General features: G+C 47.1%; 15 protein-coding genes. 7 read left to right on the top strand and 8 right to left on the bottom strand.

Going from position 1 to position 17043, the window contains the following annotated elements:
• The first annotated feature begins 125 nt into the window (after nucleotides 1–125).
• Complete coding sequence (locus AAAA73_RS02085; RefSeq protein ID WP_340596494.1) at nucleotides 126–560, top strand: pseudoazurin; 435 nt, start codon at nucleotides 126–128, stop codon at nucleotides 558–560.
• A 4-nt stretch (nucleotides 561–564) separates the two neighbouring features.
• Nucleotides 565–1254: a class I SAM-dependent DNA methyltransferase gene (locus AAAA73_RS02080; RefSeq protein ID WP_340596493.1), complete on the top strand. Its 690-nt coding sequence runs from the start codon at nucleotides 565–567 to the stop codon at nucleotides 1252–1254.
• Here the strand turns inward: AAAA73_RS02080 and AAAA73_RS02075 are convergent.
• Nucleotides 1215–2051, bottom strand: a complete 837-nt coding sequence (locus AAAA73_RS02075; protein WP_340596492.1) for a hypothetical protein — start codon at nucleotides 2049–2051, stop codon at nucleotides 1215–1217. The two genes, AAAA73_RS02080 and AAAA73_RS02075, sit on opposite strands and share 40 nt — an antisense overlap.
• A gap of 198 nt (nucleotides 2052–2249) precedes the next feature.
• On the opposite strand from AAAA73_RS02075, the gene AAAA73_RS02070 reads away from it, so the two are divergent.
• On the top strand, nucleotides 2250–3344 hold the full coding sequence (locus AAAA73_RS02070; RefSeq protein ID WP_340596491.1) for a vWA domain-containing protein: 1095 nt from the start codon (nucleotides 2250–2252) through the stop codon (nucleotides 3342–3344).
• Here AAAA73_RS02070 and AAAA73_RS02065 read toward each other — a convergent pair whose 3' ends face one another.
• Nucleotides 3345–4187: a TIGR02147 family protein gene (locus tag AAAA73_RS02065; protein WP_340596490.1), complete on the bottom strand. Its 843-nt coding sequence runs from the start codon at nucleotides 4185–4187 to the stop codon at nucleotides 3345–3347. It abuts the gene before it with no gap.
• Between the two features lie 213 nt (nucleotides 4188–4400).
• Here AAAA73_RS02065 and AAAA73_RS02060 point away from each other — a divergent pair, with 213 nt between their 5' ends.
• A complete protein-coding gene (locus AAAA73_RS02060) occupies nucleotides 4401–4760 on the top strand; it encodes a hypothetical protein (RefSeq protein ID WP_340596489.1) in 360 nt (119 codons plus the stop codon).
• Nucleotides 4761–4889: 129 nt separating this feature from the next.
• A complete protein-coding gene (locus tag AAAA73_RS02055) occupies nucleotides 4890–6065 on the top strand; it encodes a hypothetical protein (protein ID WP_340596488.1) in 1176 nt (391 codons plus the stop codon).
• 59 nt (nucleotides 6066–6124) lie between these two features.
• Here the strand turns inward: AAAA73_RS02055 and AAAA73_RS02050 are convergent, their stop codons facing one another.
• From AAAA73_RS02050 to topA, 4 genes are all read right to left on the bottom strand, one after another.
• Complete coding sequence (locus AAAA73_RS02050) at nucleotides 6125–8146, bottom strand: S41 family peptidase (RefSeq protein WP_340596487.1); 2022 nt, start codon at nucleotides 8144–8146, stop codon at nucleotides 6125–6127.
• Between the two features lie 116 nt (nucleotides 8147–8262).
• Nucleotides 8263–9165, bottom strand: coding sequence for a hypothetical protein (locus AAAA73_RS02045; RefSeq protein ID WP_340596486.1), 903 nt, complete (start codon nucleotides 9163–9165; stop codon nucleotides 8263–8265).
• A 152-nt stretch (nucleotides 9166–9317) separates the two neighbouring features.
• The gene (locus tag AAAA73_RS02040; RefSeq protein WP_340596485.1) at nucleotides 9318–9749 is read right to left on the bottom strand and encodes a hypothetical protein; all 432 of its coding nucleotides are present in this window, start codon (nucleotides 9747–9749) and stop codon (nucleotides 9318–9320) included.
• A 166-nt stretch (nucleotides 9750–9915) separates the two neighbouring features.
• Entirely contained in the window at nucleotides 9916–12648 is a 2733-nt protein-coding gene (topA, locus tag AAAA73_RS02035; RefSeq protein ID WP_340596484.1) for a type I DNA topoisomerase, read from the bottom strand.
• 123 nt (nucleotides 12649–12771) lie between these two features.
• On the opposite strand from topA, the gene AAAA73_RS02030 reads away from it, so the two are divergent.
• Both AAAA73_RS02030 and AAAA73_RS02025 read left to right on the top strand, forming a co-directional pair.
• Nucleotides 12772–13548 carry an HAD family hydrolase gene (locus AAAA73_RS02030; RefSeq protein ID WP_340596483.1) on the top strand — a complete coding sequence of 259 codons (777 nt, stop codon included), beginning with the start codon at nucleotides 12772–12774 and terminating at the stop codon, nucleotides 13546–13548.
• Nucleotides 13549–13676: 128 nt separating this feature from the next.
• Nucleotides 13677–14036: a hypothetical protein gene (locus AAAA73_RS02025; RefSeq protein ID WP_340596482.1), complete on the top strand. Its 360-nt coding sequence runs from the start codon at nucleotides 13677–13679 to the stop codon at nucleotides 14034–14036.
• 15 nt (nucleotides 14037–14051) lie between these two features.
• Here AAAA73_RS02025 and AAAA73_RS02020 read toward each other — a convergent pair whose 3' ends face one another.
• Together AAAA73_RS02020 and AAAA73_RS02015 are read right to left on the bottom strand one after the other, a co-directional pair.
• Entirely contained in the window at nucleotides 14052–15395 is a 1344-nt protein-coding gene (locus tag AAAA73_RS02020; protein ID WP_340596481.1) for a TldD/PmbA family protein, read from the bottom strand.
• Entirely contained in the window at nucleotides 15395–16783 is a 1389-nt protein-coding gene (locus AAAA73_RS02015; RefSeq protein ID WP_340596480.1) for a TldD/PmbA family protein, read from the bottom strand. Before AAAA73_RS02015 ends, AAAA73_RS02020 begins: the two co-directional genes overlap by 1 nt.
• Nucleotides 16784–17043 lie beyond the last annotated feature (260 nt).

Raw genomic sequence — 17043 nt, 5'->3', positions numbered from 1 at the left:
TCGCACTTTTTACAAATTTTAATTTTTGGAAAATCAATTGAAAGTGCGATGAAAGCCAGTTGTCTGAGTTTTTGTCTCTGGTGATTTCAAGTGTTAGGTTGCTCTCACAAAAGGAGAACTCAACAATGAAATCACTTCTGTTAACTGCAGCTCTGACTCTTGCCGCGAACACAGGTTTCGCCGCAACTCACACTATTAAAATGTTAAACAATGGCAAAGACGGAATCATGGTCTTTGAACCGGCTTATCTGAAAGCGGCGAAAGGCGATACAATTAAATTCGTGCCGACGGACGCCGCTCACGACGTGACTTCGGTTTCAATTCCAAAGGGTGCAAAATCCTGGAAGGGTGCCATCGGTAAGGAAGTAACCACAAAAGTTACTGAGGAAGGCGTTTATCTATATGAATGCACCTCTCACCTGCCAATGGCGATGATCGGTGTGATCCAAGTGGGTAAACCAACCAACCTGGACGAAGTTAAAAAAGCCGGTCAGGCATTGCTGCCAAAGTTCGCGATGAACAAAGAGCGTTTGGATAAATATCTAAGCCAAGTGAAATAAACAGATGAAGCACTTCGATCAAAACACCGCCAATCAATATGATCACGATATTCGCCTGCGAATACCGGGTTACAATCTAATACAGGAACTAATTAGCGCGGTCCTGGATGTCGAGGTGCCAACATCAGCCCGGATGCTGGTGGTGGGCTCTGGCACTGGAGAGGAAATTGTCCGTGTCGCCAGCCGCTATTCCGGGTGGAGAATCGATGGCATCGAGCCATCGGCCGAGATGAATAGAATCGCCGCACAGAAAACTGGCATCTATAAATCTCAGAATCAAATTCACCTGCACGAGGCAAAGATTGAGGATTTCACATCGACGGAGGGGTATGATGTGGCGTTGTCAGTCTTTGTCTCGCATTTTTTGCCGGACGACGGCAGCAAGCTTCAGTTCTTTAAAAAAGTGGCGACGCATCTAAAACCGGGCGCTCTTTTCGTTTTTGCTGACATGATGAAACAGTCGGATAGTGTCGGTGAAATATTTATCGCCAGTAATTACTACTGGGCAAAAACACAGGGCCTGGAAATGCCACAGCTCCGCGACCTTCCTGGAAGGCTTCGCAACTTATTCCACCCTATGGATGAAAACCGCATGCGGGAGATTTTTACTGAAGTGGGTTTCAAAATAGAAGGCCGCTTTGCCCAAAGCCTGGGTTATAGCGGATACGTCGCGCGAAAAACAGTCTCCAAATAATTTTGCAGTCCCTTGGAGTAGTACTGCTCTGCAGTTGGATCAAAGATCGCATAGGCAATCACTTCCGCGAATCCTTCAAACTGATTGGTCATTGCATACAAAGTCGGGAAGCCATATTTTCGGCCCATTTCACGATCCAGGGCATAGGCTTCGGCCACGCGCTTTTCTTTCATCAGACTCATCACCTGTTTGAATTCCGCCTTCACCTGTTCGTAGTCCACGCCAACAATCGCAGCCTCTTTGCCGTTATAGCCCCACCCAGCCGCTTGCTCAAAAACTTCCATCGAAAATGCATGGTTGGTGGCAATGTCAAAGTCATGCAGTAACTCATGAAGTATGTTGATCTGCTTGCGATCCACCTGTGCATAGGGATCCATAAATGGAGTTCCTGTGAAAAATGAATCGGTCACACCAATCACGTTGGTCACCGGATTCACCCACAGAAAAGCTTTTTCAGCCGAGCGAACAAACTCCACACGACGAAACTGTGGATTGTTAAACCAGCGGGCGGAATGAGACACCCGATGAATTTTGGTGATACCACCGGTTTGGATGGTTTTTAGAATTCCTTGCAAACGCGGGTCATTGATTTTAGCCAGATAAGCACCCACCACGGCTTTTTCCTGCTCCGTCCATGGCTTGAATTCAACAGCCTCGCAAAAGCTGTGATGGGGAAATTTATCCTGACACTGAAATGAATCCGCAAAAGTCATGATATCCAAGGCCGACAAGGCACTGGCATTGGCTGCACTCAAGGAAAGGACTAAACATACTAATGCGGCCCACAATCTGATCATGCATCACGAACCTTCAAAAATCGCTCCTCCCCATCTGGGATACTGAGGCTTTGAAGTCGTAAAAACCGTCAAACCCTTGGACAGAGACGGTTTTTGCGGACTGACCATGATCCAGTAAAACCGAAAATCACACTCGCATTCATCCTTGATTGCCCGTTTTTTCATCAAGTTAAAAATCCATGTGTCGTTAAGGTGGATATGAAAACATCATCCCAGATCTTGAACCTTATCGCCTTAGTTTCCGTTGCCAGCGCGGGTTGCGCGAAGATGGAGTTTGTTAAAATTCCTGATAACGCTTCTTTGGTGACACCAAACCCAAGCCCGACTCCCCCACAAAAACTTCCGGATTATACTTATTCCGATGTGGTAAAAGCCGGCAACAAACAAGTCGACTTCTTATTGGTGATGGATGATTCCAACTCGATGCTTGCAGATCTGAAAAAGCTTGCGGCCTCCATGAATGACTTTATGGGTTCACTGGAAGCCAGTCAGATCGACTGGCAGATGTGCTTAACCACTACCAAGGCTTTGCCTGACTCAGCTGGCACTTACCATTGGGGTATGCCGCTCACTTGGGCGCAGTACTCTCCGCTCAGCGGGGTTTCTCCGTGGGTCTTGAAAAAGGGCACCACCAACATGAATTCGATCTTCACATCCACCGTGGACACTCTGCAAATAGGTGGCGGCGCTTCGGGTGATGAACGTGGGATCAAAGCGACTTATGCGAATTTTCTAAATGTCGGTAATGGCTGCTACCGAGATGGCGCTGCCAAATCGGTGATCCTGATCTCAGACGAAGACGAACGTTCTGTCGGTGGAGATCAATCCAATGTAAAAGCCAAGGACAGTGCTACTGCCTATCAACCACTCGAAGCTGAAGACCAGCCGGCTAACCTGGTCGCCTTAACCAAAACTGTTTTTGGTGAAGATGTGCGTTTTACCTTCAACTCAATCATCGTGAAACCCGGTGATTCTGTCTGCGAGATGACTCAAGATCAGGATACGTCCCCAAGTCACGCGGGCTATGTATACAATGATCTCTCGAACCTGACTCAAGGTGGCGTCGGCAGCATTTGCGATGCAAACTTCGCGACAAGCTTAAATACTTTTAAAGACAAAATTATCAACTCCCTCTCACAGATCAGCCTGGAATGTGACCCTGATCTGCAAACGTTGACGGTGGCCGTGGATGGCCAAATCATCAAGAATTACTCTGTGAGTGGGAATGTCCTTCACTTCGCGGCTCCACTAACTGAGGGCACGAAACTGGACATGAGTTACGACTGTAAATAGCTAGTCGTCTTTCCCGATTCGAAGGAAATCCAAGTTGAAGCAAACCAGCTCTTCCGCAGGTTCCGAAGCGGCAATTTTCTGAAGAGCTTCTTTAATCATCTTGCTTATTACATCGCGAATGCTTTGATAGTCTTCATTCGCCAGGGACACGACCGAAGAAAAATGCAGGTCCTCCAATAAAGATCCCTTCACCACACTGTTCATAGCCAACATGCGAAAGTTGGAGTGATGCCGAGCCTGTAGCGGAGAATCCCACTGCAAATGCAGGTGCATATTGCCGTTCACGTATGTACCATCCTTGTTCTTTCGAACCAGATCTTTCGCCAGAAGAAATTCCAGAACCTTTTTTACCAAAGATTCCGACAATCCCAAACGATGTGCGATGGCCTTGCTATTGCTCAACCCGGGCAGGGTAACGGCAATGTGTATGACCGCGTAATACCAGGCACTGTAATAGACATATTGGTCCTCTGGTGACAGCTCATGTTTTGCATAATTTGCCACCCGTTCCTTCATACCAAGCTCTTTCAGTGTCTCTACCTGCTTCTTAAGACGCGCGCGAAGATTGGCAGAGCCTGCTCGCGCATAGGAGACCATCACTAACAAATACTCGGTTTCCGCTTCGTTCAGTTTCAAAAAGAGCGCAAGATCCAACGCCTGCTCGCTGCTGAAATTCAGATCGCCAGATAAGACCTGGGAAATAAACGACGTTTGGGTTCGCAAAGATTTTGCGATGGCAGACGAAATCCCACGCCCCTTCATCGGATGGGACTCGATCCACTTTTGCAGATACTTTTTATAGTCTTTAAACGAATAGATACTGGGTGTGATAATTTCGCTCATACCCCTATTTCGGCATAAAATGCCATCCCCACAAGGCTAGGCCGGAAAAACACAAGACCACAAATACCAAGTAATTCTTAATAGATACATGACTTATGGTGAGTCACTTAAACATCTCGCCAGCTATTTCAGAAACTCCACCTAGTGGCGCTGCGTCATTTCGGAGTAGAACCGGCTCAACGAAAACACAAAACAAACCTAAAGGAGGTTTTTATGAAAAAGTCCCTAGTAATCGCGGCAACTCTTTTGGCTTCCCAATTTGCACAAGCAACTGATTCAAATGTGCTTTATAAGTGCAATCTTATGGTTCAAGGCAAAAACTACGAATTAAATTACACTGCAGATCTTGCAGACAACTCAATTCAAGGTGCCACGTTTTACACTATCAAACCACAAACTCCAGTAGATATGGGCGACATCACGATCGCTCAATTTAAAAGCAGCTGGACAGTTGATATCCAACGCGTTGACGGAAAAAAAGGTCCTGGTGCCAATGTCGATGGCTCAAAAATTCTATTGTCATCTGGTGGCTCGAATCTTGTTCTTCTTAGCTGCGAAAAGATAACGAAATAAGATTGTTTGTTGAGCTTTTCGTCAGTACCCAAACGCAAATTGGCAGTGTCTCGAATTGAGACGCTGCCCTGGCCCCACAGTTAAATTGGCGGGGCCTTCATATTGCACCAATTCTGAGTTGGAGGCCCTATGCAAAGATCAACTACCAAACTGATGCCAGTATTGATCGTGTCTTTGATGACATGCCTAAGTCTCTTTGCCACCGCGAAAACCACCGTTGCCCTTGATCCTGATACTGAAGTCAGAAAGGTCGACGATAATACCTCGGAAAAAGAATACCAAGACAAGGTCCGCAAAGAGTCTGTGAAGCCATCCGCTTCATTCGAAGGCGGCATCTCTGGCGGCGGCGGCGGCATGGTCGTTGTTGCTGACGGCATGGTTAAATTGGTGGACCTGATCCACCCTAGCGAAAGATTCCTGGATCGCATCAAAGCCATGCCTCCTGCAGAATACAATCGCTTCATTGAAAACAGTCTTTATAAGGAACGACAGCCGGTTACCAAGCTGGGTAAATACATACTCTATGGAGACCTATTCCAAGGTGGCCTGCAAGCCATGGTGGACAACTATGCGCAGTTCCCGGTGTTTGCAGCGCTGGCAGGGACACGATGTGAGAATCTGACCGTGACATCATTCCTGTATTTACCTCGAATTAAAATTCGCACGGCCGAAGCCAATGTTCGCAACTTCTATTCAGAGCGCTTCCCCAAAGAAATCCAAGAGCCTGCGGCATACTATTTCGGCAATTCCATTATTCTTTCAGCGCGAATGCTGGAAGGAATGGACAGTAGAAATATTCAGGCCTTGGGCATTCATGAATGCCTAAGAAATATGAACAATCAGGTATTGGAAGTGGGCTTAACGACTTCAGAGATTGAAGCACTGACTCGCTTTTACGTTCAGATGCCATTCCAGGGGGACGACAAGCTATTGGTGTCTGCAAAAGTAAAAAGTCAGAAGTTAAAAAAAGTAAGTTGGATTAAAATTGCGATGGCCTGGAGCGATGCAGTTTACAAAAGAGATCAGCTAGTCAAAGACATCATAAGCGGAAAAGTGAAAGTCACTGATCCTCACTACGAAGCCCACGCTAATAAAATCATTTCCGACATAAAAACAAGTCGCCAAGCACTTAGACAGGACCGCATATATCAAGTCCTTGTCGAGCAGGAGTGCTACGTCAAATTATTTGGTCATATGAACGAGAACAATTTGAAATGGCGCAAAGGCCTTTCTGAACTAAATCAAATGTACATCGATGACGTCATCAAAGCTCACATCAAGTTACTGCCCACAGAGTGCAAATAAAAAAAAGCCCGGTTTCCCGGGCTTTCAACAACAACTAACATGTCAAATCTAGCGGCAAACTATTTAGCGTTCGCTTGCTTAGGCATTGCCGGAAGGGCTTTGCCGTCTTCAAGCTGAATCAGATCAAGAAGTACATTCGTCGCCTCTTGGATATCCGGGCGTTTCAGGTACTCTTCAGTCTTCTTCGCTTTGCTTGCTACTTTTTTGGCTTTCTCTTTTTTCTCTTTTTCGTTTTTATCTTTTAGCACTTCGCTGACACGGATCACTTTACCGCGCGCTTTGGCTTTGTTCAGCTCATCCACGATTTTTTTGAAATCATCAGATTTAGCCACACGGTCCGCTGATCTTTCGGACATTTGCTTCAACCATTCCGGTTTGATTTCTTTCCAAGCCCCGGAACCTTCTTTTACGAATGCATCCGGAGAAATGAAGGCCTCAATCGTTTTTGGCGGCAATGAGTAGTCCATATATTTCTCGCCAATGTCATCAGTGCTGAATGGACCCGGCAATACGATGTCGGCATCCACACCTCTGTGTTGAGTGGATTTACCTGATGGCACGAAGAACATGCCCACAGTTACTTTGATCGCACCCAGGTCATTTGGAATCGGCAATACAGATTGAACAGAACCTTTACCGTAAGTGTGATCTCCACCAACTACCACGGCACGTTTATAATCCTGCAAAGTTCCGGATACGATCTCGGAAGCAGATGCAGAAATACGGCTGGTCAAAACAACCAGTGGTCCATTCCAATCAACTGCTGCGTCTGTGTCACGAAGAGCGGCTTCAGCACGACCTTCGTTTTTAGAGGATTGTTTTACCACGTTACCTGTTTGGAAGAACAAACCTGCGATTTTAACAGCGTCTTCAAGAGAACCACCACCGTTGTTGGAAAGATCCAACACCAGGCCATCCACTTTCTTAGCCACTGCTTCTTTGATCAAAACTTTCATGTCAGTTGCAGAAGATCTGCCACCACGACGAGAGTCAGCATAGAAGCTTGGGAAGTTCAGGATACCGATTTTCTTCTTTTGGCCGCCGACTTCTTTATCAACATACGTGATGGAAGCCGCCTCGTCTTCAAGATTCACTTTTTCACGAGTCAAAGTGACATCGAAACGTTTTTTGCCTTCACCCGCTTTACGCAGGATCGTCAAACGAACTTTAGTTCCTTTTTTACCGCGGATTTTCTTAACTACGTCTTTCAAATCCTGATCAATCACGTTTTCCATCGCGCCTTTATCCTGGCCGACCGCGATGATTTTATCCTGAGGTTCGATCAAACCAGACTTCGCAGCAGCTCCACCTGGAACCAATGCCTCAACCACAGTGAAACCGTCTTGAGAGGAAAGAGTCGCCCCGATACCTTCCAAAGACAAACGCATTTGAATTTCAAAATCCTCAAGCACATCACGAGAGAAGAAGCTGGAGTGTGGATCCAACGCTCTTGCGAAAGAATCCAAATAACCGGAAAGAAGATCGTCCTGAGTTGTCTCTTGAGTACGTTTTACTGCGCGCTCATAGTTTTTCTCTACGTTCTTCTTGGCTTCATCAATCTTCATATCAGTTGCAAGATAGTTACCGATCTGGAACTGGATGTATTTCTTCAAGTATTCATTGGCTTCATCGCCATTCTTTGGCCAAGGCTTTTTATCCGGATCAAATGCAAACTCTGTGTTTGATTCAAACTTGAAATCCTTGCCCAGGTATTTTTTTGCGAAGTTCGCGCGATCCTGAACTCTTTCCAGAACCATTTTTTGCGCCTTATCCAGGAACGTACAGTCTCTGTTTTTGGTTTTTTCAAAAACATTGGACATGTCTTTTTTGATGGCATCCACATCTGCCTGAGTGAGATAGATTTTTGATGGATCCAGTCTTTTTAGATATTGTTCAGTAACACGATTCGCAAGCTCTGCATTGCGATCTGAATACTTCACGTGATTTGCCAGGAAACCCTGTTCGATAACTGAAATGTAGCGGCATTCCAAGCCGTCTTTTAATTGTGCGGCAGCAACAGATGAAACTGCGAGTGAACCCGCAACAATTAAACCCTTAATTCCCTTAGAGATTGAACTCATGATGGTCCTTCCTTAACTCCCCGGCGAGAGCGTTCTAATCACTTAAGATTAGCAGGAATTTTTCCCAGAGCATTCTATTTGTTATTGGAGGGAGCAATTTAGGACTGTCAGATTATTTAAGACTTACGTCGGTCGTCTTCAAAAAAGGACAGTTGAGAGAGGTCTTCAACTTTTTGTCCCTGAAGTCCGCCCACTTTTACTTCATGTTTAATGAAGCTACCGTGTTGGGTTTCGATCATAAAGAAAGACATCTCCGGGAACCTAGCCTTTAGTCGAGTCATTTCTTGAACGATCAACTCGATGTTCTTTGGATCATCATCAGACATACCAAAACGGTGATGCGCATTATATCCATAAGTCTCAATGGCTTTTTCAACACTCGCACGGATCGCGCGTTGTTTTAACTCTGCCGTACCTTCTGAATATTCAGTGTCACCCAACAATAAGCGCGTTGGCTTGTGGCTGACCGGATACAGGCTTAGGTAGTTTGGCTCTAAAGGTAAAACCTTGTTTTGAACGAAAACTTTGATGCCGTCTTTTAAAGTATCAGGATGATGACCGCGCGCTGTGATAACAGACAAAGGACGTTGATTGAAAGTCGCGTGATAGAAGCATTCCCAAGAAGGCCCCTTCCACTGAAAATCCGGAAAGCCCAATGCTTCCGCCACATCCTGAACGAAGACCTGCCGCTTACCCGCAATTTTTTCCACATCGCTGATAGAGTGATCGCGGAAATTTCTGAAGGTACCTGTCACGTCACAAAAATCGATTTCAAAATCCGCGTAGACACCACTTTTTCCGATTGTGGAATTGAACTGGGCAAAGTCCCCACTGGAGATCATCTGCTCTGCACGGTTTTCTTTGTGAAATAGAATTAAGGGAGTCGTCAAAAAGGCGATGTTGTCATCGAAGTCGAAGAAATAAAAACTACGGCCGCCCAGATGAAAGTTTCTATCTTTCTCTGGAGTGCGATTTATTCCTAAATCGAGCTGGCCTTTGGTTTTTTGATCTTCACTCATGGAACACTATCCTCGTACGGGATTTAGAATCTAACAAAAATTCGACCGGCACGAAAGAGCCCTGCACTAATTTCTTTTTTTCAATGATGCTGACTACTAGTTAGACAGGCTCTCCCCTCCTGTCCAGTCAGCATTTGGTTAGGGGGCTTTGTCTAGAGCTCTTCAAACCCTTCAGTGGATTTCTTGGAGCCTTCAGTGGTCGAATCCTGAGCTTTCTCCACGTCCGGAGCCATGGACTCCACCGGAACCTGCACCGGCCCTTGTCCCGCCTTAGGGGTATCGGTCACGGCTTTAGCCTCCGGCTGTTCTTTTGCCTTTAGACCCATCTCGCCCCGGCACTTTTTCAAGGCATCATCCATGGAACCCATGGATGTCTGCTTGGCCGTCACAGCACAGTTCACCACTTCCTGATAATCCCCGGTGCAAAGCTTTTCAGCCTCGGATGACGAGATGGACATGGATCGCACCCGAACCGTCGTCACACATTCTTTTTGAGCTTTGGACTGGGATTGGGATTGGGCCCCGGCCATGACCGATACCCCCAGAGACGTTAAAATCAGCATTGAATGAAATAAGGTCTTCATATTCCCTCGTGAAATTCATGGTACCACGACCTGTTTAAGTGTAAAGCCCAGCACCAGCCAAACTGTCAACTTTGACCTCAATGCGGAATAAAAAAACCCACACCTCGTTCAAGATGTGGGTTTTTGATTTTGAATATTTAAAAAAGTACGGCGTACCTTTTACCTTCTACTTCTTTTTACGGGTCACGACTTTCTTAACACCCAATGCCTGGGCTTTTTCTTTCGCTGACTCCGCACTCTTCAGGTTCTTTTTCGGAGCGGCGGCTTTTGCTTCACCTTTGGCGGCTTTCGCAGCTTTAGGTTTTGCGGCAGCTTTCGCTTTGCCTTTTCCTTTAGAGCCCTTCGCAGGCCCCTTTTCGTTGATGGCTGCTACGGCTTGCTCCAGTGTGACCGACTCGACAGTCGCTCCCTCTGGCAACGAAGCGTTGACCTTACCACTCTTGAAATACGGACCGTATGGACCGTTGAAAACCTGAATCACTTCACCCGTTTCAGGATGCGCACCCAAATCACGAAGAGCTGCGGCTTTACCGCGGCCTTTTTTAGGTTGGCTCAACATTTCCATCGCGCGTTCAAACGTGATGTTCAACACGCTTTCGCCTTTTGGAATCGAACGATAGTCCCCGTCATGAACGATGAATGGACCAAAACGACCCAAGCCCGCCTTGATGTCTTTACCTGTGCCCGGGTGATCACCCAAGCTTCTTGGCAATGACAACAGATCCAACGCCGTCTGCAAATCAACCTGTTCTGGTTGCATGTTCGGCGGAAGCGACGCACGTTTTGGTTTGTCATTTTCAGGCGACACATCTCCCAATTGAACATAAGGTCCATAGCGACCACTTAGCACGTAAATAGGCTCGTCGGTTTTAGGGTCTTTACCCAAGGCATCCGCACCATTGATTTTTTGATCAATCAATTTCTCTGCGATCTCCGGAGTGATGTCCGCTGGAGATTCGTTGTCCGGTACGGAAGCACTCACGTCTTCGCCATCACGTTTCGTTGTCAGGTAAGCGCCATAACGGCCGACGTGGAATTTATATTTATCCATGCCTTCCAACGACATCGTACGCGCTTCATCCGGATCAATTTTCGCTTCCTGATTATCAACCATCGCGCGCAGACCTTTAGGGCCTTTGTAGATGGAAGCCAGATAGCTTTCCCAGTCAAGGTCGCCATCGGCGATATGATCCAGGCTTTGCTCCATTTCAGAGGTAAAGCCCAAGTCCACATACTGAGTCAGATAGCTGCTTAAAAGTTTTGAAACGATCATCGCAGTGAAGGTCGGGATCAAAGCTGTGCCGCCCTTACGAACGTAACCACGGTCGATGATTGTACCGATAACAGATGCGTAAGTGGACGGACGACCGATCCCCTCTTTCTCCATCGTTTGTACAAGGCTTGCCTCGGTATAACGTGCTGGAGGTTTGGTTTCATGGGATGTCGGATCCAATTTCATACACTTTACAGAGTCTTTGGCTTTTAGTGCCGGCAAGCGCACTTCGCGCTCGGCCAAATCAGCTTCAGGATCATCCGACCCTTCCACGTAAGCACGCAAGAACCCCGGGAACTCGATCGTCATACCAGAGGCGCCGAAGATCGCATCACCCACCGTGATTTTTGCACTGACTTGCTTTTGACGAGCATCCACCATTTGCGATGCAATCGTACGTTTCCAGATCAAATCGTAAAGTTTAAATTGATGACCCGTTAGACCCGTCTCATCGGGATCCTGGAACTGAGTCCCCGCGGGACGAATCGCTTCATGGGCCTCTTGGGCGCCCTTTACTTTTTTAGCAGCATACGTGCGCGGTTGCGGAGTCAGATACTCTTTACCGTACTTCGTCGTAATGCAGTCACGAGAAGCGTTGATAGCCTCGTTAGACAAGAACGTAGAGTCCGTACGCATATAGGTGATAAAACCTTGTTCGTACAGTTTTTGTGCGACCTGCATGGTCTCACGCGCCGACAAGCCCAACTTACGATTGGCTTCCTGTTGCAAGCTTGAAGTAATAAAAGGAGCCGCCGGTTTTCTGAATGTTGGTTTTTCCTCGACATCAGAAACAATCCAGCCGCCGTTTTTCAGATCAGAGGAAAGTTTTGAAGCTTCCTTTTCACCCAGAACCAAAACGTCTTTTCCAGCGGTCAACTGACCTGTAAGACCATCAAAGTCCTTACCGGTTGCCACACGCTGGCTGTTGTATTGCTGCAAGCGGGATTCAAAGTTGATTCCGTCTTTGGATAGTTCCGCCAAAACACCCCAGTAAGAGGACTTTTTAAAGCGAATGCGCTCAAGCTCACGTTCAACGATCAAACGCACGGCCACGGATTGCACGCGACCCGCTGATAAACCGTAGGCCACTTTCTTCCAAAGAAGTGGAGAGATCGTATAACCCACCAAACGGTCCAATACGCGACGTGCTTCCTGTGCACGTACCAGGTTGAAGTCGATCTCACGCGTGTCTTTAAGCGCCTTTTGGATCGCATCCTTGGTGATCTCATGGAACACCATTCGCTTGGTTGGAACTTTAGGTTTTAGAACTTCAAGCAAATGCCAGCTGATAGACTCCCCTTCGCGGTCTTCGTCCGTCGCGAGGTAAAGCTCTGAGGCTTCGTCAAGTTTGTCTTTCAGGTTCTTTACGACTTTGAGTTTGTCTTTAGGAACACAGTACAAAGGCTCGAAGTTTTTATCGACGTTCACGCCCAGCTGCGCCCATTTTTCTTTTTTTACTTTTTCAGGGATGTCTTTTGCGGATTGCGGCAAATCGCGGATATGACCCATACAAGACTCCACCACATAGTCCCTGCCCAGGAACTTGCGAATGGTTTTTGCTTTTGTCGGGGACTCCACGATGACCAACTTGATGCCATCAGATGCCGCTTCGGTTTTTTTGGCCATGTACCCAGCCCTTCATCCGGCTTGTAACCGGGATATAATATATAGACAAAACATGAAGGCTGAATCCTGACTTTGCAAGTCTGAATTTTGACAACCAGTACCAAAAGCGGATACCTTGTGAGGATGAAACCAATTTCCACATTCACAAATTCGCTTCAGTTCTTACTTACCGACATCGATGACACACTGACAGATGAAGGACTTTTGGGAGCAGAGGCCTATGCCGCCATGTGGGAATTGCACAATGCGGGAATCAAAGTAATCCCCGTCACCGGTCGTCCGGCGGGATGGTGCGAGATGATCGCACGTGTGTGGCCTGTCAGTGGGATTGTTGGCGAGAACGGTGGCTTCTACTTCCGCTATCACGACAAAAAAATGCACCGCCATTTTTTCTTTGATGAGCAAACTCAGAAAAACAACCGCGCGAAACTAAACCAACTGGAAAAAGAAATTCTACAAAAGGTTCCGGGCTGTGATCTGGCGAGTGATCAGTTTTGCCGCTTGATGGATCTGGCAATTGATTTTTGCGAAGACGTCCCGGCCCTGCCAAAATCAGAAGTTCAGAATATCGTGGATATTTTCAAGTCCCATGGAGCGCAAGCCAAAGTCAGCTCCATTCACGTGAATGGTTGGTTTGGTTCTTACGACAAACTCTCGATGTCGCTTAAATTTTTGGCAACTGAGTTTGGTATCGACGCCGAAGCCGCCAAAAAAGTGTGCGGCTTTAGTGGTGACTCCCCGAATGACGAGCCGATGTTTCAGTATTTTCCAAACAGCTTTGCGGTGGCAAACATCCAAAACTTTGTTGATCAAATTAAACATCAACCCACATTTGTGGCTAAAAAACGTGGCGGAATGGGATTTACCGAGATCGCCAGTGCCATTCTGAAATACAAATAGTTCCGGTGCCTAATTGTTTGCACTCCTGTGCACAAAATTTATCTGAATAGAGATCGCGTTCCCGGCCAACGGCTAAAGTGACTCCATTCTTATCCCGATAAAAGACCTGTGAAAAACAGGAGCGTCTTATGGTTGGAGCACAGGTACGTCAATACATCGCCAACAAACTGGATGAACAGGCAAAACTGATCTGGCACTTTGATAATCTTCATTATGCCGGCGAGGTCAGCGCCAAGAAACCCCAGCGCATTTTCTCATTTGGAGAAATCAAAATCAGCCTGCAGACCACTGGGGATCTATGGATTGAAGGCACAAATTATCGCAACTTCATTTCTGCCGACAGTTACACTTCCGTGCAGGAGTGCATGAATCTGCTGGCAGATCAGCTACGGTATGTGGATCAGAACTTTCAAAGAATACAAAGCGAACCTGAATTCTGGGCCAAGAAGGGTCTCTTGGTTCGAATCATAGAACGCTTTGCTTCTTAAGATTGAGTGCCGGCATCAACCGCCGGCAAAGCTCATGGACTTGATCAGGACATCTGGCGCGATCAGGCTGCGACCTGGCTTGCTGTAGGTATCTCCGACTTCGATGATATCACGTAAAACATCCAGGACATTGCCAGAGACCACAAACTGATCCACTGGCCCCAGGCATCTGCCATTCTCATACAAGAAACCTTCAGCCGGCATTGAAAGATCCCCGGTGGAATCCTTAAAGCCCGCGTGCAAACCGCCTGTGAACTTGGTGATGTGAACTGTTTGACCCGGGAATTGCCCCAACAACTGCGCTTGGGATTTACCACCCTTTGCCACCACCAGATTCGTGGGACCAATTCCCATAGGCGAGCTGGGCCCACGGGCTGCGTGAGCCGTGTGCGGCAAATTCATACGCTTTGCATATTCCAGATTCGTTAAGAAGTTTTTTAGAACTCCATTTTCGAACAGGACCGTCTTTTGCGACGGCGCACCTTCAGCATCGAAAGGTCGGACTGCTGAACCGTGAAGCTCAAAAGGATCGTCAAGCAAGGTGAATTTATCACTCGCAACTTTCTGGCCGATCTTTCCTTTTAGCAAAGATTTGTTCTCGTGAACTTCCTTGGCCGAAAGATAGGACAAAAGCATTGCCAGCACTGTCGGGAAAACTTTGCGATCCAAAACTACGGGATAGTTCCCCGTTTTCAGCTTAGTGGCCCCCAGATATTTAACGGCGTTGTTAACGCCTTCGCGAGCCACTTCATCGATATTGATCTCTGAAAAAGAACGGACGAAAAATCCTTCGCCACCCATTTTTGAAATCTCACCCTCTTTAACCAAAGGTGCAGCACTGCCAGTATAATAGTTCTGTTTGAACTCCTGATCGATGCCTTCTGAATTCAAAATGCGCGAAAAAGAGGACCCTTGTGAAAACCCGGAATAAGGTACCGTTTGAACGCGCGCGTCCAACGCCAGACACTTGGCTTCCAGATCCCTTGCGACTTCCATCTTTTTTTCCATGTCGATTTCTTCGGGATTAAAAAGATTCAAAGCTTTAAAAGTCTGTGGCTTCATCATCGGAATTTCGAAACTCTCCGTGCTTTGTACGGTCTTGGCATTATTCAAAGCTTCCGCATAAGTACGCAGCAGTGCTTCCAAGGACAGGTTCTCGGTGTAAGCGTAACCCTGGCTTGCACCTTTGACCACACGAAGTCCGGCCATTTGAGTTTGGGTCGACTCAAAATCCTTCAGCGTATTCTTTTGAAATCCCAATTCCAGGCTTTCCCCGCCTGAAATCAACATCTCCACTTTGACGCCGTCTTGTTTGGCTTGTGTTACGATCTTTTCGAAGTTGTCTTTAATAGTGTCCATTAGCCTGCTCTCCCACCAACCATCAAACTTGATACCAAGATTTGCGGCTGACCAACAGCTGCAGGAATAGAACCACTCACCGAGCCGCACATTCCCGTCGCCAATTTCAGTTCATTTGAAACTTTCGTGATTTTGCCAAGTGTATCGATGCCACGACCGATCAGGCAGGCACCCTTCACCATTTCCTCGATGCGACCATTTCTGATGATGTAAGCTTCACGAACCTGGAAGTTGTAATCTCCAGTTCCCGGGTTCACGGAGCCACCACCCATGTTTTTCGCATACAAGCCATAATCCACATCACGAATCATCTCTTCAAAGGAATCCTTACCGGCATCGATGAAGGTATTTCTCATACGGGATGCTGGTGCATACTTGTAGGATTGACGGCGTCCACTGCCGGTCACTTCATAACCCGTTTGGCGCGAGCCCATTTCGTCGACAATATAAGATTTAAGAACACCGTTCTCAATCAACGTTGTGCGTTTTGTTTTATTGCCTTCGTCATCGATATTCAGCGAGCCCCAACCGTTCTTGATCGTACCATCGTCGATCGCAGTGACACACTCATTGGCGATCTTTTGGCCCATCTTGCCGCAGAACACAGAAGCATCTTTGGCTACAGAAGTTGTCTCCAGACCATGTCCGCAGGCTTCGTGGAATAAGACTCCACCAAAGGAATTATCAATCACCACTGGCATCTCGCCTGCTGGTGCAAACTTTGCCGTGGTCAGGCCCATCGCGCGGTCCACGTTTTCATTTGCGAAATCAGCCAGGTTCATATTGTCATAAAGTTCGGAAGTTCCCATGTGACCGTAACGCTCACTGGAGCTTTCCTTCACACCCATATGCTCAACAAAGACTTCCATATTCAAACGGCTGTAAGCACGTTCATCATAGGCCATCAAACCGCGGGAATTTGCGATCTGTACTTTTTGGAATTTTTCATTCAATGCCGCTTCAACTTGAGTGACCGCAGAGTTGCGATTGCGCGCATGCTGATCAAGGGAGTTCATCCACGCGAACTTACGATCGCGATTCATTTCCCATGGCTTTTCGCCGTAAGTGTGAACCGAATCGAATGGCACTTGCAATAGCGGCATGGATTTACTTGGTGCGCCAGTACCGCGGCTTTTCGCAGCATTCAACGCGGCTTTCACCAAGCCCTGTTCCGACAAATCATTTGTTGTTACGTACACGATCTCGTGACCAAAGAACAAACGGATGCCTGCGCCATAAAGCTGGCCCACGATGGCCTGATCGGCCTTGGAACTTAGAATAGACAAGTTGGAAGAATAAGTATCCTCAACAAAGATATCTGCGAAAGTGGCACCGGTTGAAAGTGCTGCATCCAGAGCTTTGGTCAGAATATGAGGTTGAACGATCATGATTGCCCCCTATTCGAAAAAGCATATCCCAGAGAGAAATCAGTCCCAATTAAAAACACCGCAGCACTTTGGAATAAGTCCGAAGGTACTGATATTCACGACTCGTCTCTTTTTGAGACACGTTTTGTGGTCTGACCAAACCTTAAACGGCTCGTTGCGTGGAATGTCACGAATGGCTTCCCCAGCTACCAGCTCGAAATAAACGGCCCCCTGACTCAGATTTCATGGCCCACCCCTTGCTCATATAGAACTTAGAGATG

Source organism: Bdellovibrio sp. GT3, assembly GCF_037996765.1.
GTDB lineage: Bacteria > Bdellovibrionota > Bdellovibrionia > Bdellovibrionales > Bdellovibrionaceae > Bdellovibrio.
Note: the sequence above shows the minus strand (reverse complement) of the source record. Positions and strands in the feature narration are given on the sequence as shown.

Excerpts from the sequence above, each read along its gene's own strand:
- AAAA73_RS02085 (WP_340596494.1), top strand. The coding sequence starts at position 126 with ATGAAATCACTTCTGTTAACTGCAGCTCTGACTCTTGCCGCGAACACA.
- AAAA73_RS02080 (WP_340596493.1), top strand. The coding sequence starts at position 565 with ATGAAGCACTTCGATCAAAACACCGCCAATCAATATGATCACGATATT.
- AAAA73_RS02075 (WP_340596492.1), bottom strand. The coding sequence starts at position 2,051 with ATGATCAGATTGTGGGCCGCATTAGTATGTTTAGTCCTTTCCTTGAGT.
- AAAA73_RS02070 (WP_340596491.1), top strand. The coding sequence starts at position 2,250 with ATGAAAACATCATCCCAGATCTTGAACCTTATCGCCTTAGTTTCCGTT.
- AAAA73_RS02065 (WP_340596490.1), bottom strand. The coding sequence starts at position 4,187 with ATGAGCGAAATTATCACACCCAGTATCTATTCGTTTAAAGACTATAAA.
- AAAA73_RS02060 (WP_340596489.1), top strand. The coding sequence starts at position 4,401 with ATGAAAAAGTCCCTAGTAATCGCGGCAACTCTTTTGGCTTCCCAATTT.
- AAAA73_RS02055 (WP_340596488.1), top strand. The coding sequence starts at position 4,890 with ATGCAAAGATCAACTACCAAACTGATGCCAGTATTGATCGTGTCTTTG.
- AAAA73_RS02050 (WP_340596487.1), bottom strand. The coding sequence starts at position 8,146 with ATGAGTTCAATCTCTAAGGGAATTAAGGGTTTAATTGTTGCGGGTTCA.
- AAAA73_RS02045 (WP_340596486.1), bottom strand. The coding sequence starts at position 9,165 with ATGAGTGAAGATCAAAAAACCAAAGGCCAGCTCGATTTAGGAATAAAT.
- AAAA73_RS02040 (WP_340596485.1), bottom strand. The coding sequence starts at position 9,749 with ATGAAGACCTTATTTCATTCAATGCTGATTTTAACGTCTCTGGGGGTA.
- topA (WP_340596484.1), bottom strand. The coding sequence starts at position 12,648 with ATGGCCAAAAAAACCGAAGCGGCATCTGATGGCATCAAGTTGGTCATC.
- AAAA73_RS02030 (WP_340596483.1), top strand. The coding sequence starts at position 12,772 with ATGAAACCAATTTCCACATTCACAAATTCGCTTCAGTTCTTACTTACC.
- AAAA73_RS02025 (WP_340596482.1), top strand. The coding sequence starts at position 13,677 with ATGGTTGGAGCACAGGTACGTCAATACATCGCCAACAAACTGGATGAA.
- AAAA73_RS02020 (WP_340596481.1), bottom strand. The coding sequence starts at position 15,395 with ATGGACACTATTAAAGACAACTTCGAAAAGATCGTAACACAAGCCAAA.
- AAAA73_RS02015 (WP_340596480.1), bottom strand. The coding sequence starts at position 16,783 with ATGATCGTTCAACCTCATATTCTGACCAAAGCTCTGGATGCAGCACTT.